At 64.8% G+C, this 21,820-nt stretch carries 17 protein-coding genes; 11 read left to right on the forward strand and 6 right to left on the reverse strand.

All coding sequences use genetic code 11. From position 1 onward, the window contains the following. Positions 1–117: 117 nt before the first annotated feature. From IPM18_00225 to IPM18_00235, 3 genes are all read right to left on the reverse strand, one after another. Entirely contained in the window at positions 118–1,083 is a 966-nt protein-coding gene (locus IPM18_00225) for a redoxin family protein (protein MBK9118023.1), read from the reverse strand. A gap of 201 nt (positions 1,084–1,284) precedes the next feature. Then, positions 1,285–2,703 (reverse strand): MFS transporter, encoded by a 1,419-nt coding sequence (locus tag IPM18_00230; protein ID MBK9118024.1) that lies wholly within the window; start codon positions 2,701–2,703, stop codon positions 1,285–1,287. Positions 2,704–3,009: 306 nt separating this feature from the next. Then, the gene (locus tag IPM18_00235) at positions 3,010–3,447 is read right to left on the reverse strand and encodes a hypothetical protein (GenBank protein ID MBK9118025.1); all 438 of its coding nucleotides are present in this window, start codon (positions 3,445–3,447) and stop codon (positions 3,010–3,012) included. Positions 3,448–3,960: 513 nt separating this feature from the next. Between IPM18_00235 and IPM18_00240 the strand changes: the two genes are divergently transcribed. Next, positions 3,961–8,076: a hypothetical protein gene (locus IPM18_00240; GenBank protein MBK9118026.1), complete on the forward strand. Its 4,116-nt coding sequence runs from the start codon at positions 3,961–3,963 to the stop codon at positions 8,074–8,076. Positions 8,077–8,104: 28 nt separating this feature from the next. Beyond that, positions 8,105–8,752 carry a hypothetical protein gene (locus IPM18_00245; protein ID MBK9118027.1) on the forward strand — a complete coding sequence of 216 codons (648 nt, stop codon included), beginning with the start codon at positions 8,105–8,107 and terminating at the stop codon, positions 8,750–8,752. Between the two features lie 123 nt (positions 8,753–8,875). Here the strand turns inward: IPM18_00245 and IPM18_00250 are convergent, their stop codons facing one another. Continuing rightward, positions 8,876–10,369 (reverse strand): hypothetical protein, encoded by a 1,494-nt coding sequence (locus IPM18_00250; GenBank protein ID MBK9118028.1) that lies wholly within the window; start codon positions 10,367–10,369, stop codon positions 8,876–8,878. Positions 10,370–10,648: 279 nt separating this feature from the next. On the opposite strand from IPM18_00250, the gene IPM18_00255 reads away from it, so the two are divergent. Then, entirely contained in the window at positions 10,649–11,173 is a 525-nt protein-coding gene (locus IPM18_00255) for a hypothetical protein (GenBank protein ID MBK9118029.1), read from the forward strand. 29 nt (positions 11,174–11,202) lie between these two features. After that, the gene (locus IPM18_00260) at positions 11,203–11,457 is read left to right on the forward strand and encodes a hypothetical protein (GenBank protein ID MBK9118030.1); all 255 of its coding nucleotides are present in this window, start codon (positions 11,203–11,205) and stop codon (positions 11,455–11,457) included. On the opposite strand, the gene IPM18_00265 is transcribed toward IPM18_00260, so the two are convergent. Then, on the reverse strand, positions 11,454–13,751 hold the full coding sequence (locus IPM18_00265) for a DNA strand exchange inhibitor protein (GenBank protein ID MBK9118031.1): 2,298 nt from the start codon (positions 13,749–13,751) through the stop codon (positions 11,454–11,456). The genes IPM18_00260 and IPM18_00265 overlap by 4 nt on opposite strands. Positions 13,752–13,853: 102 nt before the next feature. Between IPM18_00265 and IPM18_00270 the strand changes: the two genes are divergently transcribed. The 5 genes from IPM18_00270 to IPM18_00290 all read left to right on the forward strand — a co-directional run bounded on the left by IPM18_00270 (position 13,854) and on the right by IPM18_00290 (position 19,973). Beyond that, on the forward strand, positions 13,854–14,930 hold the full coding sequence (locus IPM18_00270; GenBank protein ID MBK9118032.1) for a hypothetical protein: 1,077 nt from the start codon (positions 13,854–13,856) through the stop codon (positions 14,928–14,930). Positions 14,931–15,013: 83 nt separating this feature from the next. Continuing rightward, complete coding sequence (locus IPM18_00275; protein MBK9118033.1) at positions 15,014–15,235, forward strand: hypothetical protein; 222 nt, start codon at positions 15,014–15,016, stop codon at positions 15,233–15,235. A gap of 352 nt (positions 15,236–15,587) precedes the next feature. Beyond that, entirely contained in the window at positions 15,588–17,816 is a 2,229-nt protein-coding gene (locus IPM18_00280) for a 2-oxoacid:acceptor oxidoreductase family protein (protein MBK9118034.1), read from the forward strand. Positions 17,817–17,856: 40 nt separating this feature from the next. Beyond that, positions 17,857–19,029, forward strand: coding sequence for a pyruvate ferredoxin oxidoreductase (gene porA / locus IPM18_00285; protein MBK9118035.1), 1,173 nt, complete (start codon positions 17,857–17,859; stop codon positions 19,027–19,029). 32 nt (positions 19,030–19,061) lie between these two features. Continuing rightward, positions 19,062–19,973 (forward strand): pyruvate synthase subunit beta, encoded by a 912-nt coding sequence (locus IPM18_00290; protein ID MBK9118036.1) that lies wholly within the window; start codon positions 19,062–19,064, stop codon positions 19,971–19,973. Positions 19,974–20,060: 87 nt separating this feature from the next. Here IPM18_00290 and IPM18_00295 read toward each other — a convergent pair whose 3' ends face one another. Continuing rightward, entirely contained in the window at positions 20,061–20,660 is a 600-nt protein-coding gene (locus IPM18_00295; protein ID MBK9118037.1) for a hypothetical protein, read from the reverse strand. Positions 20,661–20,808: 148 nt separating this feature from the next. Between IPM18_00295 and IPM18_00300 the strand changes: the two genes are divergently transcribed. Together IPM18_00300 and IPM18_00305 are read left to right on the forward strand one after the other, a co-directional pair. Then, on the forward strand, positions 20,809–21,219 hold the full coding sequence (locus IPM18_00300) for a zf-TFIIB domain-containing protein (GenBank protein ID MBK9118038.1): 411 nt from the start codon (positions 20,809–20,811) through the stop codon (positions 21,217–21,219). A 27-nt stretch (positions 21,220–21,246) separates the two neighbouring features. Next, positions 21,247–21,807 carry a LemA family protein gene (locus IPM18_00305; protein ID MBK9118039.1) on the forward strand — a complete coding sequence of 187 codons (561 nt, stop codon included), beginning with the start codon at positions 21,247–21,249 and terminating at the stop codon, positions 21,805–21,807. Positions 21,808–21,820 lie beyond the last annotated feature (13 nt).

Here is a 21,820-nt window from a genome sequence, read left to right on the forward strand (position 1 = left end):
ACGGGGGGTCTCCGTCCAGCGCCGGTCACGCAGGCCGGCACCGATGCACAAACGCTGCACCGCCGGCGCAACTTGCGCGTCGGGGCGCAGCGTCTGCAAGCGTCGGTGGCTTCGTGGCTAGCTGCGTTCCTTCGCCTTGGCTTCGTATTCTTCAAGCACCTTCCGAAACGCGGCTTCGCGGCGCTCATCACCCTTGGCGAGTTCCACCGCGCGCTTTTGATGCTTGATCGCCGCATCGAGGTTGCCGTTCTCGAACAGCGCGCGTGCGAGTGTATCGACAATGTCCGCGTCCTCCCCCTTGGTGAGTTCATCCGCCCGTTCAGCGAGCTTGAGGGCGAACTTCAGATCGCGGTGCTTGAGATCCTCGGCCGTCAGGATGTTCCAGGAAACCTCGTTCAGGAACTGCGCGTCTTCGTGAATGGCTTCCCAAACTTTTCGGGCCGCCTGGTCCAGACCCTCCGGGTTCTCCTGCTGCAGGAGCTCGAAGTACGCCCTGACCGTGTTACCGATCGCGCGCTGCTTCTTGGCAATTTCCTCCTCAATCTGGGCGATCTTCTCGATCGTGTAGTCACCCGACAGAACCATCTCGAGCACTGGCTCCAGGGCGGCCATCGGATGACCGTGCCACACGATCTTGCCCTGCTTGTCAATGACGAACGCGTGCGGGATGCCGTTCTGCTTGAAGGCCTCCATGTAGGCCTTGCTGGTCTCGCGCTTCGCACGGTCTTCCCAGGCGACGTGGTACGCCATCTTGTCGCCCATGCGCTCTACGAATTTCTTCACCACTTCCAGATCCTGGTCACTGCTGCTGATGCCAATGACCTCGACGCCCTTCGGGCCGTACTTCTTCTGAATCGCACTGAGGTGCGGGATGCTCGTGATGCACGGGCCGCACCAGGTCGCCCAGAACTCGACCACGTAGACCTTCTCACCCTTCCCCTTGGCGAGATCGACGGGCTCACCTTTCACCCACTCGCCCACCGCCAGGGCCGGCGCATTCATGCCTACTTCCTGCGCCCATGACGGCACCGCCAGGGCTGCCATGATGTACAACGCAACGATTCCAGGGATGGATCGCTTCATGCTCAGACTCCGTCTTGTGATTCGGCCAGACATCGGGGGTTTCCCGCAGAACACGGTGCATTACGATACGCTGGGCACCCACACACACGCAAGCATGAACCTAACACCTGCGCCAATTGTTCCCACCAACGGCTCCGGCAACTGTTCCTACGCAGACTCCCCCCACCTGGTCGCAGGGGCGTTCACCCCCACCCCGGCCGATCACGCCGCCGGGGGCGTAGCCGCCGCACCAAAATCGGGGCGTTGCAGGCGGAACTCCGCGAAAGTGCCCAACAAAGCCAAGTTTGCGATGGCACGGACAACTATCGACACGAGCAGGAGGATCGTGAAATCAAACGGGATCGACCAGCCGGCAATGGCTGTGGGTGTCGTGAACCACTCTCCGATGGCAGCGGCCGCAAACGCTCCCACCGCCCCGCCGATGGCAACGAAAAGAGTATTGAAGGCCACGCAGCGGGCCCGCTTCGGCGGAGTGACTACATCGAAGAAGTAATTGCCGAGCGCGATTGAGTACGCGGCCCCTGCAATTCCGTCGTACACCATGACAATCAGGAAGTGCCAAGATTCGCTGCACAGCAGGTACAGCGCCGGAATGAACGTGACGGCGATACCGCCAATGCCGAGTATCCGTTTACTCCCCAGCCGGTCGACCAGCCGGCCCCAGAGTGGCTGCGACAGGAAGCTGCATAACATGCTCACGGTTACGATTGTCGCATAGGTTCCGGCACTGAACTCCAGATCGTGCAGCAGATGCCACGCGAGGAAGGGTCCTACCAGCCCGAAGCCGACCGACATCAGTGAAGAGTACATCACAAAGCGACCGAAGTGGGCCTTCGGTGCTCTCCGGATGAACTGCATCAGTGTGAAGTGATCGCCGGGCGAACGATGGTACGGCGGCTCATGAATATGGTTCAGATACCATGCGGACAGGCACCGCGCTGCGCAGGCGAGCACAAACAGCAGCAGGAAGCCGAATTCTCGCCCGGAGAGACCCAGTCGCTCAAAATGCTGGTTCTGCTCTGCCAGCGTAATGAACCAGCCCGCCCCAAAGAACGCACCGACCTGCACCAGGCCTGAGATCGCGTTCCGCGCTCCAAAATAGCGGCCGCGTCCTTCGGCCGGTACGAGGTCTCCCATCAGACTCTGCCACGCCGGCACGATGATGTTGCCGAGCACGACCACCATGAGAAACGCCGCGAGCATGATCCAGTAGCCGACATTCAGCGGCAAGAAGATTGCACCGGCGATTGGAATCCAGAATAAGCCCTGCGCCAGGGAGCACCAGACGATGATCCGGTTGCGCTTGCCGAAGCGGTCGGTCAGGTGGGCCCCCCACCACTGCACGAGTCCACCGGCCAATGCCGGCAACGCGGCCAAGGCCGCAATGTAAAACAACCCCTTGCCGCCGAGCACGACGAAAGGCGTAACGTAACTGATGCCAGCCCCCTGCATTACCGCCCACGCCGACGCGTCCTTGATGGAGTAGCGCAGACTGCGCGCCACCACATCCGGCGGTGGATGCGGAGCCGACGGAGGGGGCGGCTCGGGCGCCGGAGCAATCAGGGGCGTTTCATTGGGCCGCTGCGACGGCCCGGGGGTTACGGTTACCGGGTGGGTCATGCGCACTGCCTTGGGTACAAAGTCGGCATTGTGGCATGCATGCCGCCGATCGCAAGTCCGGGGACGGAATCGGATGGAGGTGGCAGTACCTTTCGCTGCCACGTCCAGTATGCCCGTATAACACTCAACGCAATTTTTTCGACTCAGCGGGGGTTGGTGGTGCGAAGGGGCATACAGGGCGGCTGGGCTCCCGATGCGGAATGCACTGATGGCGGCGCGTGAGTTGCGTGAATATAGAGAAAGCGCGGCCGGAAAATCCAACCGCGCTCACGCAAATCACGTTTCTGATACCGCTTTGGGGGGTGGCTAGGCCTTCCGCCGCACACCCATCAGCGAGCCCAAGGCAATGGCGCCCAGGATGATGCTGCCCGGAACAGGAATCACAACACGCTCCGGTGTCGAGGGCCAATTGACCGGCCCACTCTGGTCACCCGTGAGCACGAAATCGGGTCGATCCCAGCCAGGGCGCGACACGAAGGGATTCTTGCTGTTGCCGTCGAGTGTCCACTGCACCCTGAAGTGATCCCGAACCGCGTTGAACTGCCCATCCGGCTGGTTGCCCAACTGGTCGAACAGATCCTTATCGGTCACCAACGGATTCAGTCCGGTGTAGGAAGGATCGAACCCGGGAGCACCGCCCCGCGGACCATCCTTCGGTGGGATAACGGACTGAGAAATATCCGCAACTGCGGTCGACGCGATGCCAACTGCAAACACCGCCGCCGCAATGATCAAGCTGCGCATGATACTCATCCTCCTGCGTTTCTGAACGCCTTGATTCATAATAGACCACAAAATCCCCGAAAGCAATCCTCAACAATTTTTATGGTCACAATTATGGGACAAGTCCGGATATAAATGCACCGGGAGCGATTACGGAATTTCCAGTGCCATTACGAAGCCCAAACACACGGAATGGAATCTTCATCGCACCCCTTGAAGGACCCCACCCGGGTACAGTAGCGTGCGCGGTGTCGTCGGGGGCGCACGGGCGACCGGGGTCGGTTGCTCGTCCCTTGAGTGTCTTACGGGGCCCACGACACAGCACTTGGAGTACGTATGGGGGACCTTGGCATGCCGCGCCAAAAGGCGCGGACGGCCTGGGCACAACGCGTGGCGCCGGTCTCATGGCCGGTGGCTCTGTCCGCGCACCAAACCATTCATCTCAGCGCGTCTGATCCGGGAATGCTCCACCACAGCGACCGTGTGGGTCGGTGTTGGGCAGACCGGATTCCGGCCCCACCGTGGAGGCATCGTATGCAATTCGGAGCACGCCTGGGAGGCGCGCTGCTGACAGCAGCGCTGGTGACCGCAACGCTCGGAGCGGATCCGCACCTGCGGATCGAGACAACGGAGTCATGCCTCACCGTGCCGGGGGATGTTGTTGTTGTGCGGGTAGTGCTGGTACCGGGGACACCGACCGAGGAGGTGCTTGGCGCGCAGGTCTTTCTGGCATGGGACCCGCTGGTGCTGGCGCCGGTGGGATACGTCGATGCTGTGACCACACCGGCGCAGTTTGCGCCCGGATCGGAGCCGTTTGTTCAGGAGATCATGGAGACCGTCGATTCGGCCGCCGGCACGGTGCTGTATGCGGTGGGTGTCGCGAATGGCGGTAGCGGATACTCGGGCAGCGAACCAATCGTCCTGTGTACACTGCGCTTGACGACGACAGGGCAGACGTGCAGCACGGCGGGGCTGGTGGCATTCCGCGTGGACCCGGAGCCGCTGCGGACACGGCTGACCGTGCGTGGTCCGCAGGGGCACGGCATCCCAAGGGAAGTACCGGCCGAAAACCGGCACGATTTAGGCGTGTTCACCGTCGACTGGACGGCGCCGACCATAGTCGATGGACCCGCAGACGTGGTGGGCGAGTGCTTCGGTCCGCTGCCTGAGGCGGAGTCTGAGATCGCGGCGTTCTCCAGGTCCGACAACTGCGGTACGGTAATCCTGCTCGGCCATGAGGATGCTGATCTCGGGGGTGTGGGCTGCCCCGCCGCGCCGCGCATCTTCCAGCGAACGTATACGTTTGCGGATGGCTGTGGTAACCACGCCACGTGGGTACAGACCTTCACCTTTGCGGATGGCGTGGCGCCGGTCATTACCGCTGGCCCCGAGGATGCCGCGGTGGATTGCTTGGCGGCGCTTCCTCCGGCCGCGACCCTCGCCGCCTTCAGTGCGAGCGACAACTGCGGCGAGGGGCTGACGATCGTGCGCTATGCCGACCTGCCGGACGCGGGAACCGGCTGCGCCGGTGCTTCGCAGGTCATAACGCGTGTGTACACGCTCGCGGACGCGTGTGGTAATGAGGTCAACTGGGTGCAGACCTTCAGCGCCGAGGACAAGGTTCCACCGGACATCCTGGGGGCGCCTGGCGATGTGGACCTTTTCTGTGGCGAACCACTCCCTGGGCTGCCAACAGGGCGGGCCTGGGGGATTCGCTCTGCGAACAACATTGCACTCTCGCGCGCGTGGCAGGGCCCAGAACTGGCGATCAACGAGACGGTGCGGGTCACTTTCGATCCTGGCACGGTCGCGCCCGGCGGAACCTGCTGGCTGCGCTTGGGTGACTACTCAAGCAGCAACAAGATCTCATTCCAATACCCGTCCTCAAACGGCACCTTTGAGATCGTCACCAACCTGACGGGTAACGATACGGGCATCCCGCTCATCGACGAAGGTTACGAGGTCGCTTTCACCCGCCTGACAAGCAACCAGTGGCGCGTCGAGGTCACGCGACTCGACCATCACGAGACGCAGTCATTCACCTATTCGGCCAACAATACGAGCAATGTTTACCGGGTCGAATTCGGTGGCCGTGTCGGCACCGAAGTCGCGAACACTTGCTACCTGAGCAGAATCTCGGTCGGGACGCGCCTGTACGATGATGCAACCGATCCCGCCTACGACCATGGCCTCGAAATTCACGATGGCTACGTACCGGGTGGCGGCGGTACAGGGTTCTACAAGTGGCAGACCTACCCGCGACCAGCGACCGGCTACCAGCATGTGGTCGCTAGTTCCACGACCAATGGCGACGGCGACACGAACGGTGACGGGGATATTGACGTCGGCGGCATGCGTGCACTCGACGCGTGCCAGGGCCCGGTTCCGCTGCAGTTTGAAGAGACCGCCGCAGCCGGCGCCTGTCCCGCCGTCGAGTTGATCACGCGCACTTGGCGCGCTGTCGATGCATGCGGAAATGAGGCCCTTGCGACCCAGACGATTCGCATTCTCGATGGCGGTCCGCCCAGTGTGGGCAATCCGCCGGTGGATCGAACCGTGTGTGAAGGTGCGTCAGCTGACCTTACCACGAGTGAGATCTTGGACGACTGCGGCATACCCCGCCTCCAGTGGCAACGACAAGTCGCCGGCGGGTGGGTGGACATTTCAGGCGCCGACAGTGCCGTGCTGAATTTCGCCGCCACCGCGCTTTCGGATGCCGGCACCTACCGCCTCCTCGCCAGTGACGGCTGCCACGAGACGATCGCCGGACCTGTGACGCTATCCGTCGATGCTGCGACGACCATTCTCTCACCGCCACAGCCGACACGCGTCTGTCGCGGGGGGAATGCGACCTTCACGGTCGTCGCGACCGGTACCTCACTCGCCTACGCGTGGTATTTCGACGACGGTGCACAAGTCATCGCGGTGGGCACCGATGCTCCGGTCCTCACGGTCGAGAATGCGCAGGAGTCGCAGCTTGGCTGGTATTTTGTGTACGTCCATGGCCCCTGCGGTGCTGTGCAGTCCGAACCCGTCGCGTTGACGTTGGCAGAGTCTCCGGCGGCTTCCGCCGGCGGCCCCTACCTCGGCTGCGCTGCTCTGCCGGTTCCCGTCGCGGGCCAAGCAACGGATTACTCCGGGGTGCTGTGGACGACGAGTGGCCAGGGCAGCTTTGTCGACCCTACCGCACTCGTCACGACTTATCTGCCCTCCCCTGACGATGCCTCGGCCGGTGCAGTCACACTAACACTGACGGTAACCGCGGCCGCGCCGTGTGATGGTTATGCTTCTGACACCACCGTGCTCTCGCTTGCGGGCAACGCGGTTGCGGATGCAGGGGAAGATCAGTCCTGCCTGTGCTCCAGTAGACCCGTACAGCTTGCCGGTGGCGCCGACCATGGCATGCCGCTGTGGTCAACTCTGGGTGACGGTTCCTTCGACGACCCAACCCGCCTGGATGCGGTCTATACGCCCGGTCCCGGTGATACTGCCGCGGGCTCGGTTATGCTGACATTGTCCGTCACGGCCGGTGAACCGTGCCCAGGCGTGGCGCACGACACGGTGATGCTGACGTTCGACATCGCCGGACCCGCATTCACCCCCCCTGCCGACGTGGTCGTCACGGCAGCGGCCGGTGGCTGCACGCGCACGCTCACAGCGCTCGAGGTCGGGCTACCGACGGAGGTAAGCGACGCCTGTGGGAGCCCCACGACGGTTGGTTACGAGCGGCCCGGCTTCACGCCAGGCACCGGCCTGACCCTGCCGTACAGCGGCGTTACGGAAATCACCTGGACGGTCACGGATGCATGCGACAACAGCAGCTCGCACGTGCAACGGGTAGAGGTGCGCCCGGTCAACGAGTTGCGCGTTGACGTGCAGTTGCAAGGCACACTGCACGATCCCAACCTGGGCGTGTCCGGTGATACCCTGATACGCTGCCTGACGCTGACGGCGGGCTGCGAGGGCGGGGCGCCGGTGGTGGAGCAAGCGATCGAAGTGTTGTTCTCCGCAGATCACGACGAGACGAACGGGCAGGCCGTAGCTGGCATGGAGCTGGTGGAAGTTCCGTGCGGCGATTACACGTGCGTCGCGATTGAGGACCCGCTTCATACGCTGCGAGCAGCCACCGTACCAGTAGCGCTGGACGGCGTGTGGGTCGCGGTGTTCACGGGCAGCGAACCCTTGGTCCAAGGTGACCTCTACCCGGATAACCTCATCGACATTGCAGACTTCGGCGTGTTCATTACGTCCTGGAGCCAACCTCCAGCGACCGCGGGAACGGCCTGTGGGACACCCTGGCCACACGCCGATGTGAGCGGGGACAGCGCGATTGGTGCGGCGGATTTCGCGTTCATTCAGCAGAACTTCCTCCGCATCGGAGCGCCGGACTGCTGCGGCGCGCGCGAGGCCGGCATACCGCGGACGTCGCTGACCCTGCGTGAGGTCGAGCGACTGGGGCTACCTCGGTGGGTCGACCTGACGGGTGATGGGGTGTTGGACGCCGGGGACATGTTCGCATTCCTGATGGGCACACGGCCGGTGATGCCAGCGCCGACCGCATTCCGACCCCAGCCCGAAAACGAGGAGGTTCGACCGGAGGTCCAGAAGGATACGCGTGAGGCGCCGCTGGTACGCAAGCGGCGGGAGTAGTCCGCGCTCGAGAATGGAGGTGCAAGAGATGTTGGGAATCATGCAAACTCGCACGACCGCGATGTTGTGTGGCGTAGCGCTGGGCATGGCCCTGGGCGGTGCATCGGTCACTCAAGGTGGGGTGATTCACCTGGAGTGGCGACCGGCGGTCGCGATGGCCGAGGTCGGCGGCGGATTAAGCTTGGAGTTATACGCAGTATCGTCGGAGCCGCAGGGCGCCGGATTGAACAGCGCGCAGGTGCTGCTGGGGTGGGATCCGGCCGTGTTGCGGCTGACGGGGTCGAACCCGGCCGGGGGTGTGGGGCTGGCTGCTGCGGGCTTTCCACCCAACGATTCGTGGGGCTTCAATGAGGCGAGCCCGCCGGCGGATGGAGATGCCCTGTGGTTCGGGTTCGCACCGCTGACGTTCCCGCCGACGGAGTTACCGGTGTCCCCCGCCGGTACGCTGCTGGCGACGGTGGAATTCGTCGCGCTGCTGCCGGCAACGGTCTCGGAGATCACATTGGTCCGCAGCGGACAGAAACCCGGGCGTCCGATGGCCCATACGGAGGTGTACACCGGAACACAGAACGTACTTGGCGCACTTGGGGCGCCGGCGCGGGTGACGGTGGTGCCGGAACCGGCGAGCTTGCTGGGCAGCGTTGTGCTGCTGCTCACACGAAGGCGGCGGGCATAAGGGCGCACTACACCGTACGTTGGCAGGGAGCGCAAAAAAGCGGGCGGGCTGCCTGCTTGCAGAACAAGCCGACAAGCCCGCCACGCGCTCCCTCTCCGGCCCTCACCAGGACCTGCTTCAAGCTTACTCTGCTTGCGGCACCGCAACCGAACGCTCCGCCGTATAGCCATAGCCCTCCGGGAAGAGGAAGCGGCCGCGCTCGTCGCTGCGCTTCGGCTCCTCGATCTGGATGCGGTTGTGCTCGGCCCACGGATCGCGACGGACACCGGTCACCTGCCAGGAAACTTTCAGGCCGGGCTGGCCACCGGAGATTGCGAAACTGTTACCTTCGATCTCACGGGCGATGTAGAGGTTCGGAGCCGGGGCACCGATCGCGGTAAGCTGGTAGCGATACTCGGCGTTGAGCGCTTCGAACCAGTCCGGCAGGACGACAACGGCCTCGCCATTGCGATCGAGGAGCACGGTGCCGTTGTAGATGTTCATCATGTCGGGCGACTCGACGAACGAGTGTGAGAGGTACATGTTCTCCGGATCGAGCGGGTGGTCGATCTTGAACGAACCGCCCGACTTCGAAAGCGTGCCGTTGATGTGGGTGCGACCGTTGAACCATCCGGCGTAGCCGCTGACGTTGCTGCCGCCATTCGAGCCGTACACGCCGTAGCCGTTGAAGGACTGGCCGTAAATGCCCGTGCCGTCGTTGGCATAGCCCGAGACGCCGCTGCCGCCCTGGGCGGAGCTGTCGCCCCGGACGCCAGAGCCGCCCGTCGTGTTGTTCACCCCGCGTACACCGGCCCCACCCGACGCAGCGCTCTCACCCCGCACACCGGCGGAGGTTCCGGACCCGAGCACACCGTAGCTGAAGGCCGCCGTCGTATGCCCCTCCACTGCATTGCCGCTGGTGGTCCTCACTTCAAGGCGTGCGGCCGGGGACGTGGTGCCGATACCGACGCTGCCGTCGCTCTGCACCGTGAGCCGGTCGCCGGAGTTATGGACGTGCCACTTCCCGGTCACACCGTCGAGGTAAGTCCAGGCCGTCTGCGTGCCGGTGGCATAACCGTAGAACGGCTTGGCGTTGTTGCTCTCTGTCGTGATGTACATGCCGCCGTAGTTCGTGCCCGTCGCGCCGGCATGCACACCGAACCACTCGGATCCGACGAGATAATTGCGGTTGATCAGGACGATCTGGCTTTGAGTATTGGTGATGCGATCGGCACCCGCACGCGTCCAATAACTGTTGAGGGCAAAGAGAGCATACGGTGCGGCTGTCACGGACTGGCGCGGAGCAAGTGCCGTATAGCCACCACCGCTGCCGGCGGGACGAACCCCGATCTGCAACCAGCGGGCATCTCCGTTGAAGGGTGACGCGCCGGCGCCAAAGTTCACCTCGACCGTGAAACGCCCGTCGACCACGGATACGTCGGCGTGGTTGCTCGTGCTGTGCAGAAAGCCACCAACCGCGGCGTCGTAGACCTGAATCTGGAGGTCGTACAGGCCGTTGGCCGGCATGCCCCCCTCGGAGAGGACGCCCTGATAGGTGAAGGAAGTGGCAAGAGGTGCGGCGAGCGCACACGAGACGAAGGTCATGGCAGCGAGCGCTACCAGCGTACGACGGAACATAGCGGCTTCTCCTTGAATACCTTTTGGTGCCTTCGGCCGGGAGCGACGATTCGCTTCGGATACTGCCGGGAAGCCCCGAACGGTCATCGCCGGCAGAAATAGTCACAAGGAAGCACGGCGCAACCCTCAGAAACGGCCACCGACAGAATTCGCCCACAACTGGCCGCGACCGCTCCGCTGCGCGCGAGGCCCGCCGGACCTTGCCCCACCCACTTTCCTGGAGGATTTTCCCCTGGGTCGGGCGTGCTTGGTCAGCGCGACGATCCACTGGAGATGATCATGTCCGATCGACACGTCGAGTTCTTCGGTCCCGATCTCGGGCGCGGTCCGTTCGCAGCTCACCGGATCGAGACCGCCGCCCTGCAAATCGCCACCGCTTTGGCGCAACTCCGCACGCCGCTTACTCGCAGCGACGCAGACTTGCTCGCACATGGCGACTTCATCCGCACCCTGGCCGACCGCCTCGCACCCGACTACGCCGCGGCCGTCGCGGTTGATGTTGGTACCGAGAGCGTGAACCAGATCGCCTGCTCCCTGCGGACGGCATTGAGTGCGCACAGTCTGATCGAGTGCTGGTTGGCAGACACGATTGGTGGCGGGGTGAGCGCGACGGCTCCGGACAGCATTACGTTTCACAGCGGGGCTGTTCTGCGGACGATCTTGACGAACCGTCACTTCCTGCTGATTACGACCGACACGGGCATCGTCGACCTGAACGTACAGTACAGCGGCGTGAAGTCGTGGCGCTGGGCCGTGGCCCGCCACGGCCGGGTGTACTACTCGACCACATTGCAGTTCACCTAGGGTAGTACGATGCCGGCGGAGACGGGTCGATGAGTGGCAGCGCGATTGGAGTTGGACTCGACAGCGAAGGGGTTCCGGCCGAACCCATGGGCGGCGACGTGTATCTCGTGCCCTGGCGGGCATTATGGCAGGCGTCGTGGCCGTGGCGCGTGGACGGGCGCCCGATTCGAGCGTTCACCGCCCATGCGCAGCGGGACGAACTCGTGTACGTCACACCGGGAGACGCGGAACTGCTGGCGGAGTACGGCGAGCCGGTGTGGGATGTTCGGGAATGGGGCGCTTAGCGGGCGGGCACGGCAGCGAGCCCGTCGAAGGTTACCTCAACTTCGAGCGCTCCGACGTCGACGACAGCCAGTTTCTTATCCGGCAGGATTCGGACGATGCGACCTACGCGATGGAATCGTCGCACGTAGACCGCGTCGAGCGGCTTGAGTTGGGCGGCCTGCTCAACCGTGAGCGGCGGTGGCATAGGCCGCTCGCGCTCCTCCGACGCGCGTGGGGGGCGTTGGGAGGGACGCTGCGGGTCGTTTGGCCGCGTGGCCGGTGACGGAGCGGTGCCCGGTGCCCCCCGCGTGGCTGGCGCGCTGCGCGGAGCGCTGCGGTCACGCTTCCTGGGGCGTGGCGGCGGCGCAGCGACAGCGACCGGGCGCGGCGGTTTCGGCGGGGGCGGCGGGGTCTCGGGTGGCAGCACATCTCCAAGTGGAACCTCGACTGTAAACGCGCCGACATCCACCTCGGCACGGTGCTGGTCGAGTCGGAGGCGGACAATACGGCCGTCGCGGTCGAAGTCGCGCACCCGCACCGCGTCCCCGGGCTGGAGATGTACGACGCGCTGCACCCACTTCTGAAAGTCCGCCTGCTGCCGCTCGAGTTGGACACGGACAGCATCGGCCGCCGTGGCGCTCTGGCGGGCGGTGTCGCGGGCCACATCGGCCTCGCGGCGGGCGACCTCGGCCTGCTGCTTGGCCGAGCGGGTCCCCTCCAGGGCCGTGTGCAGCATGCGATGGCTGCGCGAGATATTGCGACGCGCCGCACCAGCGAGCCGCTTCGGCAGTCCGAGCTTCGAGGCGATGTCGATCGCGTTGCTGTGGCCGGCCTGACCAATGCGGAGGTGGTACGTCGGCCGCAGGGTTTCAGCGTCGAAGTCCACACATGCGTTTTCGGCATTGCCACGCGTGAGCGCGAAGACCTTGAGCACACCGAGGTGCGTGGTAATGACACCGCGACACTGGAGGCGCGCCAGTTCATCGAGAATGGCCACACCCAAAGCGGCCCCCTCATCCGGGTCGGTTCCGGCCCCCAGTTCGTCAATCAGCAGCAGCGCATGGGGACCGGCATGGCGCAACATGTCGATGATGCGGCGGATGTGCGCACTGAAGGTGCTGAGCGACTGCTGCAAGCTCTGTTCGTCGCCCACGTCGATGAGCACGTTGCCGAAGAGTCCCATCCGGGAGCCGCGGTCCGCCGGGACCGGGAGCCCCGCCTGCAGCATGAGACTAAGCAATCCGATGGTCTTGAGCGCAACGGTCTTTCCGCCGGTGTTCGGCCCCGTGATGATGAGCAGATTGAAATCCAGACCAAGGCGGTAGTCGATCGGCACGACTTCGACCGCGGATTCCCCCTGTTGCTGACGTTGTCGAGCCAGCGCAAGTAATAAGGGATGCCGCGCGCCACGGACGTTCAGGGTGTGGTCGGTGGTGAGTTCGGGCACGACCAGACCGTAATCACGTGCGAAGCGCACCTTCGCGGTGATCAGGTCGAGCACGGCGAGCGCGTCGAGCGTACGCTCGATCTCGGCTGTATTCACGTGCACTTCGTTGCTCAGGGTCCACAAGAGCCGCCCGACTTCCTCCTGCTCCTCACTGCGGAGATTGCTGATCTGGTTGTTCAGTTCGACGATCGCGGCCGGCTCAACGTAGAGCGTCGCACCGCTGTCCGAGGTGCGATGCACGATCCCCGGGACGCGCCCGCGACATTCCGCCCGCAACGGCAGCACCATGCGGTCGCCGTGGAACGTGTGGTTGGAATACTGGAGCAGCTTGCGGATGCCGGTATCACGCAGGAGTCCATCCATGACGCCGCCGATGCGCTCACTGGCCTCCTCGATGGACCGGCGGATGCGCAACAGCTTGGGGCTGGCGTCGTCGCGCACCTGGCCGCGCTCGTCAATCACCGCCGCGATTCGGTCGGCGATGGTCTGAAAGTCGCCGATGCGACCGGCCAGATGCTGCAATTCCGGATGGTCAGCCGGCAGGTCACGCAGGTACGCGGCGACGCCATGTGTGCCGCGCAGCGTAAGGCCGAGTTGGGACATGTCCTCGACACCGACTCGCAAAGGCGGCCCGCAGCGTTGAACAATGGCACGTACGTCGGTGATGCCGCCATAAGGTGGCAGGCCGCGTTCTACAATCAGACGCTGCAATTCGGTCACCTGATTGAGCCAGCGCTCCAGCAGCGCAAACCGCGTCACGGGATGAACATGCGCGGCCAGTGACTTGCCCAGACCGGTCATGGCATAGCCGGCGAGCAACTCGCGGACACTCTCGAACTCCAGGCATTCGAGTGTATGGGCATCCATGGCGCGCTTGGATTGCTCCGTGGGGCCGGTGGTGACACAATGAGATGCTCGGTCCTGGTTTGACCGACGCCCCGCGAGACCGACCAGCCATAGTGGGAGCGTATGCGAAGCGATCCACCTCCGGCAAGAGCAGGATGCCGCCGCACGGCACTGGCCGTCTGGCTGTGTGCGGCCGTCTGCGCAGGCACGAGCGCCACCGCTGCGGCCCAACACGCGGGGACTGCTTCGCAGTCGCTGGCGGCACCGGCAGCTCCGCGCGCCGCGGAGGACCCACCGTCGGCGGTGCTCGCAGCGGCGCGCGCTGCGCTCGCCAACGAAGGGCCGGCGAGTGCCGAACGCCTGCTGGAGGCGGCCTTGCAGCAATGGCCGCTCGACACCGATTTGCGGCTCCTGCACATCCGCACGGCACTTGCGAGTGGGCGGACCGCAACGGCACTGATGCGCGTAGAGCAGGCGAAGCTTCTGACCGGCCAGCCGGAGTATCACTACCTCGCGGCCGCGGCGTATGGCGCACACCAGAATTTTCTCGGGCGCGTGCAGCGGCGGCGCGTTTCCGGAGGTCAGGTTGGACTTTTTGCCGCGGGCCTGCTGTTGTACGACCGAGGCACCTCGGAGGGTGAATTCCTCTGCTGCCCGCCGGAGTCGGCACTCTTTCAGATTCGACTGGCACTCGACCTGGGCTACGACACCCCCGCTGCCCACCTGCTACACGCGCGCATCTGGCTGGCGGTGGACCAGCCACGCCTGGCCGAAGTGGTTCTACGGCAGCGCGCCGCTGTGCTTCTCGCGGAGGACGATCCGGAGGTACTCGCCCTGTTTGCCGAAGTGGCCCTCCGGGTGGGGAATGAAGCGGAGTTTCTGCGGTACACCGCACGGCAAGCGGCGCGCGAGCCGGCCCGGCGGGCAAAGCTGCTCGCAGGCGCTTATCTGCGGATCGCCGAGCGTTGCAGCCAGCGCGGGGACGACCAATTGCAAATGCTTTGGCTTACCCGGGCGGTACGGCTGCGCCCGGATGATGTGGATCTGCTGTTGCAGCTCGGCCATGCGGAGTGGCACCAGGGCAATCCGGTGGCAGCGCGGGAGCGCTACCTCGATGTACTGCGGTTACGGCCTGATCATCCGGAGCGCGGGCGTTTGCGCACGCGGCTCGCAGTACCGTTGCCGGCAGAGCCCCTGTGAGATGCCAAAGAGCTAACCTGCGGGCGGTCGCGCGTGTCATGTCCAGTGGCCCCTGAAAAGGCCCCTCGGGCAAGGAGGACGCTATGCGTTGGCAGGGAAAGCGAAAGTGGCTTGGCTTGCTGGTGGCTGGAGCGTGGCTGCCAATTGCAATCTCATGCAGTCCGGGGGCTTTGTCGCAGGGCCTGCGCTGGGCCGATCGGTACTACCGCGACATCGTAATCGTTGACGAATATTACATTTACGACGATTGCAGAACCTGCGGCTGGTTCGACGGGTGGGGGTTCGACTTCGGGTACTGGTGGTAGGAGCCGGCCTTAGTTCGGAACAAGCGGCTTCGTCGCCATCACGAACGATCGCGGACGCTGGCAGCGCGTTCACCCCAAGGGGGGTAAGCGCGACGGCCGCTTGCGGTGGGTGACATGCCCAACCTGCGGACGGAGACCTGAGCCCCCAGCCCTATTCCATCTATTCCGGTCCGCTTGTCCGTCGTTTGGGGCCGGGTTATACTGCGCAGCGACATCCGGAGCACCCTTGCATGAGCGACCGGACCGCTGAGCTACGACCCTTCTCCCCTTCCTCCAACCCAAGTCTGCGCAGTCGCCGACAGCACGTTGTCGATGCCCGGCGCAGCCCGGCGGCCCGGCCCAAAGGTGGGGTATGACCGAAATCACCATTCACGGACGCGGCGGCCAGGGCGGAGTCACCCTCGCCAAACTGCTGGCCTCCGCCTATTTCGAACGCGGCAAGCACGTACAGGCCTTCGGCATCTACGCGGCCGAACGCTCCGGCGCCCCGGTGCAGGCCTACGTGCGTATCGATGATGCTGAGATCACCAATCACAACCTTGTACATACACCCGACCATGTGATCGTGCTCGACCGAACGCTGATCGGGCCGCGCGTGCTGGCGGGTCTGCGCCCAGGTGGCTGGATTCTGCTGAACCACACGGCGGCGCCACACGAGTTGGCGGAGCAGTTCGCCGGGTACAAGGTTGCGACCGTGGATGCGACCGGCATCGCGGCGGAACACGGACTGGGAACGCGCGCGGTGCCCATTGTGAATACCACCATGCTTGGCGCCGTTGCCAAAGTGCTGGGCCTGAACTTGGAGGACATCGCGGCCGCACTGCGCTCGACAGGGTTTGAGGGGGCCAACCGGCTGGCAGCGGAGGCGGCTTTTGCGCAAGTACACTCGGCCGAACTGCCGGGGACGGCGGTCGTCGTGCCACCGGCGACGGCGGCGGGGCCGCGGGCGGCGGCGGCCAGCTTTCTCGGGGCGGAGATGGGTGGAATGCCGGAAATCCACACCGGCGACTGGGCCACTCGGCAGCCGCAGCGGCGCGCATGGACGCCCCCCTGCAACCAGGGCTGCCCGGCAGGCCATGATGTCCGCGGGTTCGTGGCAGCCGCAGGGAAGAAGGACTACGACGCGGCGCTCGCAATCCTGCTGGAGCGCTCGCCGTTTCCGGGAATCTGCGGGCGTGTGTGTCCGGCGCCGTGTATGGCGGTCTGCAATCGGGGGACGTTTGACGGGGCGGTGAACGTACGCGAGATCGAACGATACATAGCGGATCACGCGGCCTGGCCTACTCCGCCCAAGCCCCACCGCCAGGAGCGGGTGGCCGTGGTGGGTTCCGGGCCGGCGGGCCTGAGCGCCGCCTATCACCTGGCGCGGCTGGGCTATCACGTGACCTTGCTGGAAGCGGGCAAGGAACTGGGCGGCGTGCTGCGCACGGGCATCCCTTCGTACCGGTTGCCGCGCAACGTGCTCGACCGTGAAATTTCGTGGATTCTGCGGCATGGGATCGAGGTGCACACGCGGACGCCCGTGCATCGCAAGCTGCTGGTCGAAATGTCGCAGCGTTATGACGCGCTGTTCGTGGCAACCGGTCTGCAGGAAGCCCGGGGGCTCAACCTCGGCCAGCTTTCGTCGGACGTGGTGACGCAGGGCATCGACTACCTCGACCATGCGCGCAACGGGCACGAGTTCGTCACGGGCCTGCGGGTGGTCGTGATCGGCGGTGGCAATACCGCGATGGACGCAGCCCGGACTGCGCTGCGCTGCGGGGCGCGCCGTGTGCAGGTGCTGTACCGCCGTACGCGAGCCGAGATGCCCGCGATCCACGAGGAGATCGAGGAAGCGCTCGAGGAAGGCGTCGAACTGTGCGAATTGGTAGCGCCCCTGCGGCTGCGCGAGACCCCGACCGGCGCACTTCTGACCTGCCAGCGGATGGAACTGGGCGCTCCGGATGCAAGTGGCCGGCGCAGCCCGGTGCCGCTCGAAAGCGAAGATGCCGTGTATGACGTCCGCTGCGATCGGGTGATTCTGGCGCTGGGGCAGTCGGCCGACCTTTCGATTTTTCCCGAGGGCTGCAACGTGCGGTCCGACGGCCAACTGACCGGTCTGACGGGCTGCCCGATCTTCGCGGGTGGAGACCTGGCGACCAACGAGGGTACGGTCACGGCAGCGATCGGCAATGGTTGCGCTGCGGCATGGCACATTCACAAAACACTGACGGGTGAGGACCTGTTCCCGCCGGCAGCACCACCCGTCGCGGGACCGGATGTGTTGACCATGCACCTCTTCGACCCGGCCGAACCACGGCACGCACCTTTGCTGGCGCCACAGCAACGGCGCGCGGGCTTCGCGGAAGTACGTCGCGGGTTAATCGATGGGCCCGGGGACCCGGCCGCCGCCGCCGAAGCGGCCCGTTGCCTGAGTTGCGGCGTGTGCAATGACTGCGACCATTGCCGCTCAACCTGCCCGGAAGGCATCATGCGGTATGTGGCTGCGGGTGAGTACGCGTTCGACTACGACTACTGCAAGGGATGCGGCATCTGTGCGGCGCAATGCCCGCGCGGGGTCGTCTACATGGCGGAGCTGTGAGGCCGGCGGCCGCGCCGGCAGCGTGAGAAAGGAAGGCCCTGTGGCACGAGCACTGGTCACTGGCAACCACGCCGCCGCGCACGCGCTGGCCCTCGCGGGTGAAGCCAACCATGTGGCGCGCGGTACCATCTGCGGCGCGTACCCGATTACGCCGCAGACGGAGATCATTGAATTCCTGCGGGCCTTCAACTTCAGCAAGGGGCGCGTGGTCCCGGTCGAGTCGGAACACAGCGCGATGGCGGTCTGTATCGGCGCCGCCCTGGCCGGGGCACGCACGTTTACGGCCAGCTCGTCGAACGGGCTGGCTTACATGACGGAGAACGTGTTTTCCGCGGGCTACTTCCGGCTGCCCATCGTGATGGTGGGGGTGAATCGCACGCTCGGACCACCGTGGAATATCTGGGTGGACCAGGGTGACACGCTGATGATGCGCGACGCGGCGTGGCTCCAGTTCTACTGCGACTCGCACCAGGACCTGGTGGATACGGTGCTGCTGGCTTTTCGCGTATCCGAGGACCCCCGGGTGCTGCTGCCCGCGCTGGTCGCGCAGGATGGCTTTCTGCTGTCGCACACCCAGATGGCGGTCGACCTGCCCACCCTCGAGCAAGTCGCAGCGTTCCTGCCGCCCTGCCACGTTCCACACCGCATCAACGGCCAGGGCAAGACGATCGGCGGGATGACGTGGCCGCACGACACCGAGCATCACCGGCATGAAATCCAGCTCGCGATGGAACGCGTGCCGGCCGTGCTGGCAGAGGCGGTGGACGAATTTGTGCGCGTCTTCGGGCGGCGGCCGGCGGGCGTCATCACGACGGAGCAAACCGAAGATGCCGAGACGATCCTGGTCGCGTGCAACACCATGGCGCGGACGGCGCAGCGGGTCGTGCAGGAGCGCCGGGCCCGCGGCGAGCGGGTCGGAATGGTCCGGGCGAAGCTGTTTCGGCCGTTCGCTCGCGAGGTTTACACGACGGCCTGCGGCCATGCGCAACGCATCGGCGTCCTGGATCGCAACCACTCGCCGGGTTCGGGGGGCATCTTCTGGCAGGAAATCGCGTTGTCGTTGCGCTGCCGCCCGGAGGTGCTGGTACAGGACTACCTGGTGGGCCTCGGGGGCGGAGACGTGACGCCGGAGATGATCCACGAGATCGTCGACGATCTACAGGGACGCACGACCGCGAGCCCCCCCGTGTGGAAGGAACTACCGGTGGCGTAATGCTGGCCGCCGGCCAGCCGAGGACGGACGCAATGACAACACTCGCCCCTCTCGATCAGGACGCCTGCGGACACATCCTGCGTCCGGGTAATACGAACTGCGCCGGTTGCGGCATGTCGATCGGGCTGCAATGGCTGCAGCAGGCGCTCGGCGAAGTGCGGCCGACGATGTGCATTCCGGCGTGCTGTGGCATCGTTGCGGCGGGGGCGTTTCCAACCAGCGCCTACGGCGTGCCGACTCTGGCGACGACGTTCGCAAGTGCCGCGGCCGTGGCCACGGGGGTGTCCGCCGTACGGCGGCTGAACGACGAAGATGCGCTGACCATGGTGTGGGCGGGCGATGGCGGGACCTATGATATTGGACTCGCCACCATTTCGGCCGCCGCAGAACGCAACGAGGACGTGCTTTATTTCTGCTACGACAACGAAATTTATGGTAACACCGGCGGGCAGCGCAGCAGCGCGACGCCGCAGGGTGTGAAGACGAGTACCACACCCCAGGGGAAGACCGAACAGAAGAAGGACATCATGGAAATCCTGGTGGCACACCGCATCCCGTATGCGGCGACGCTGTCGGTCGCGCACCGCGAGGATTTCCTGCGCAAGGTCCGGACTGCTCACCGCCTGCGCGGATTCCGATTTCTGCTGATGCTTTCTCCTTGTCCGACGGGCTGGAAGTCGGAACCGGCCGAGAGTGTCGAGTTGATCCGCATCGCGACGCAATGCGGAGTGTACGCGCTGTACGAGGTGTTTGACGGGCGCCGTTACCGGATCAACGCCCGACCGGACGGCACACCGCTGGAACGCTACATGTCCACGCAGCGGCGCTACCGGACGGACTTGCTCGATCTGGACCTGCTCACAGCGCTGGTGAACGAGAAGTGGGCCTACCTCGAAGCCCTGGAGCGGGCGTTCCCGGCCCGGGTGGAGGATGGGGAGCGCTAGTCGAATCGGATGGGCACTCCGGCAGGGGTTGGGGCGGCAGGGACATCCGAGTTCCGATCACCGCCCAGGGGCTTTTCACTTGCGCCGTCAGTGCAGAAACACCAGCAGAGTCCCCGTGAGCAACGGCACGGTAACGTTGTCGTTCAGTTCAACCGGTCCGCAGCGCAGCGTAGGTGCGGCTTCCACCACCGTGGCGAGCAGCGCCGCGCTGACCGCCGGTCCAAGTCGAAAATCGAGCAACCAGAGAATGGCGAAGGCCGCCAGAAAGAAAGCCGTGCTACCCGCCCAGCTCTTTCCCAGAAACTGGCTGCGACCGTAACGTAATCCGATCAGCGATGCAGCCGTGTCGGCCACGCTCAGGATCAGCAGCACCGCGACTGCGATGAGCTGCGGAAAGAGGGCCACAGAGGCAAAAGCCGCCAGCAGCACATAGGTCGCACCCGAGACTCGTTGCCATTCGCGTGACCGCACCATGAAACCGACTGTGGCGCGAAAGACCGTCGCGAAGGCGGAGTTGCTCAAGCGGGCCAGCTCCACCGCGATGGCGAAAAGGCAGCATGCCCCGAGGGCTGCCAGCAGCGTGCCGCGCGACCACTCCGCCAGCCAGTAGACCAGCGGGATCGCGGCGGATGACAGATGCAGCAGCTTCCGGCTGATTTCAGCCCGCCATGGCGTTGCCAGACCCATGCTCCACTCCACAAGGTTGACGGCGCGGTTCCCGCGGGCAAGATCCATTCTGAAAAACCCCGGAAAGTGTAACGCGATTCGGCGACCGGTACCGCGACACCCGTCGCGCCGATTGCTATGCTCCCCATGATATGTGGGAGGATCCGCCGTGTGTCCGGTGTGCCGCGAGCCCATGATGGTGGTCGAGTTGCAGGGGGTGGAGCTTGATCATTGTCCGCAGTGCCACGGGACGTGGTTCGATTCTGGGGAGCTGGAGTTTCTGACCGAGGCGGCGGGCGCAGCGGAGACACGCCTGGGCAGCGCACTACTGACCGGGGTGGCCATAGCGGGTGCTGAACGGCGCTGCCCGCGGTGCCGACGCACCATGGCGGTGGTGCGGGTGGGAGCGCAACCCCCGATCGAGGTGGATCGTTGTCGGCAGGGCCACGGAGTGTGGCTGGACGTCGGCGAGCTGGGCGGGCTTGTCCGGGCCTTCTCGGGGCCGTCCACGGATGCGATCGCGAACTTCCTGGGAGACTTGTTTCGCCATGAACTCGGCGCTCGGGCGCAGGAGGATTAACCGATGTCTTTTGCACAGTTGGGACCGGTGCTGATCACGCTGATGGTCGTCGTGGGTCTCGTGGTGCTCGTGCTGCTCTGGGTCGTTGCGATTTACAACGGCCTGGTGCGCCAGCGTAACGAGGTGAAGAACGCCTGGGCACAGATTGATGTGCAGCTCAAGCGGCGGCACGACCTGATTCCGAACCTCGTAGAGACCGTGAAGGGCTACGCGACACACGAGCGCGGCACGCTCGACGCCGTCATTTCGGCCCGCGCCAAGGCCGTGAACACACACGGCGTGGCGAATCAGGCGGTTGCCGAGGGCGAGCTGTCACAGGCACTCGGGCGGCTCATGATGGTGGTGGAAAACTACCCCGACCTGAAGGCCAACCAGAACTTCCTCGCCTTGCAGGAGGAACTGACCAGCACGGAGAACCGCATCGGCTTCGCGCGACAGTTCTACAACGACTCGGTGATGAAGTACAACACAGTGATCGAGAGCTTCCCGCAGAACGTGGTGGCGGGCTCCTTCGGATTCCAACGTGCGGAGCACTTCGAGTTACAGGATGCCGCACAGCGCGAAGCACCGCAGGTGAAGTTTTCGTAGCGGACAGGATGAC

The sequence above is a fragment of the Phycisphaerales bacterium genome, assembly GCA_016716475.1.
Lineage (GTDB): Bacteria > Planctomycetota > Phycisphaerae > UBA1845 > Fen-1342 > JADJWG01.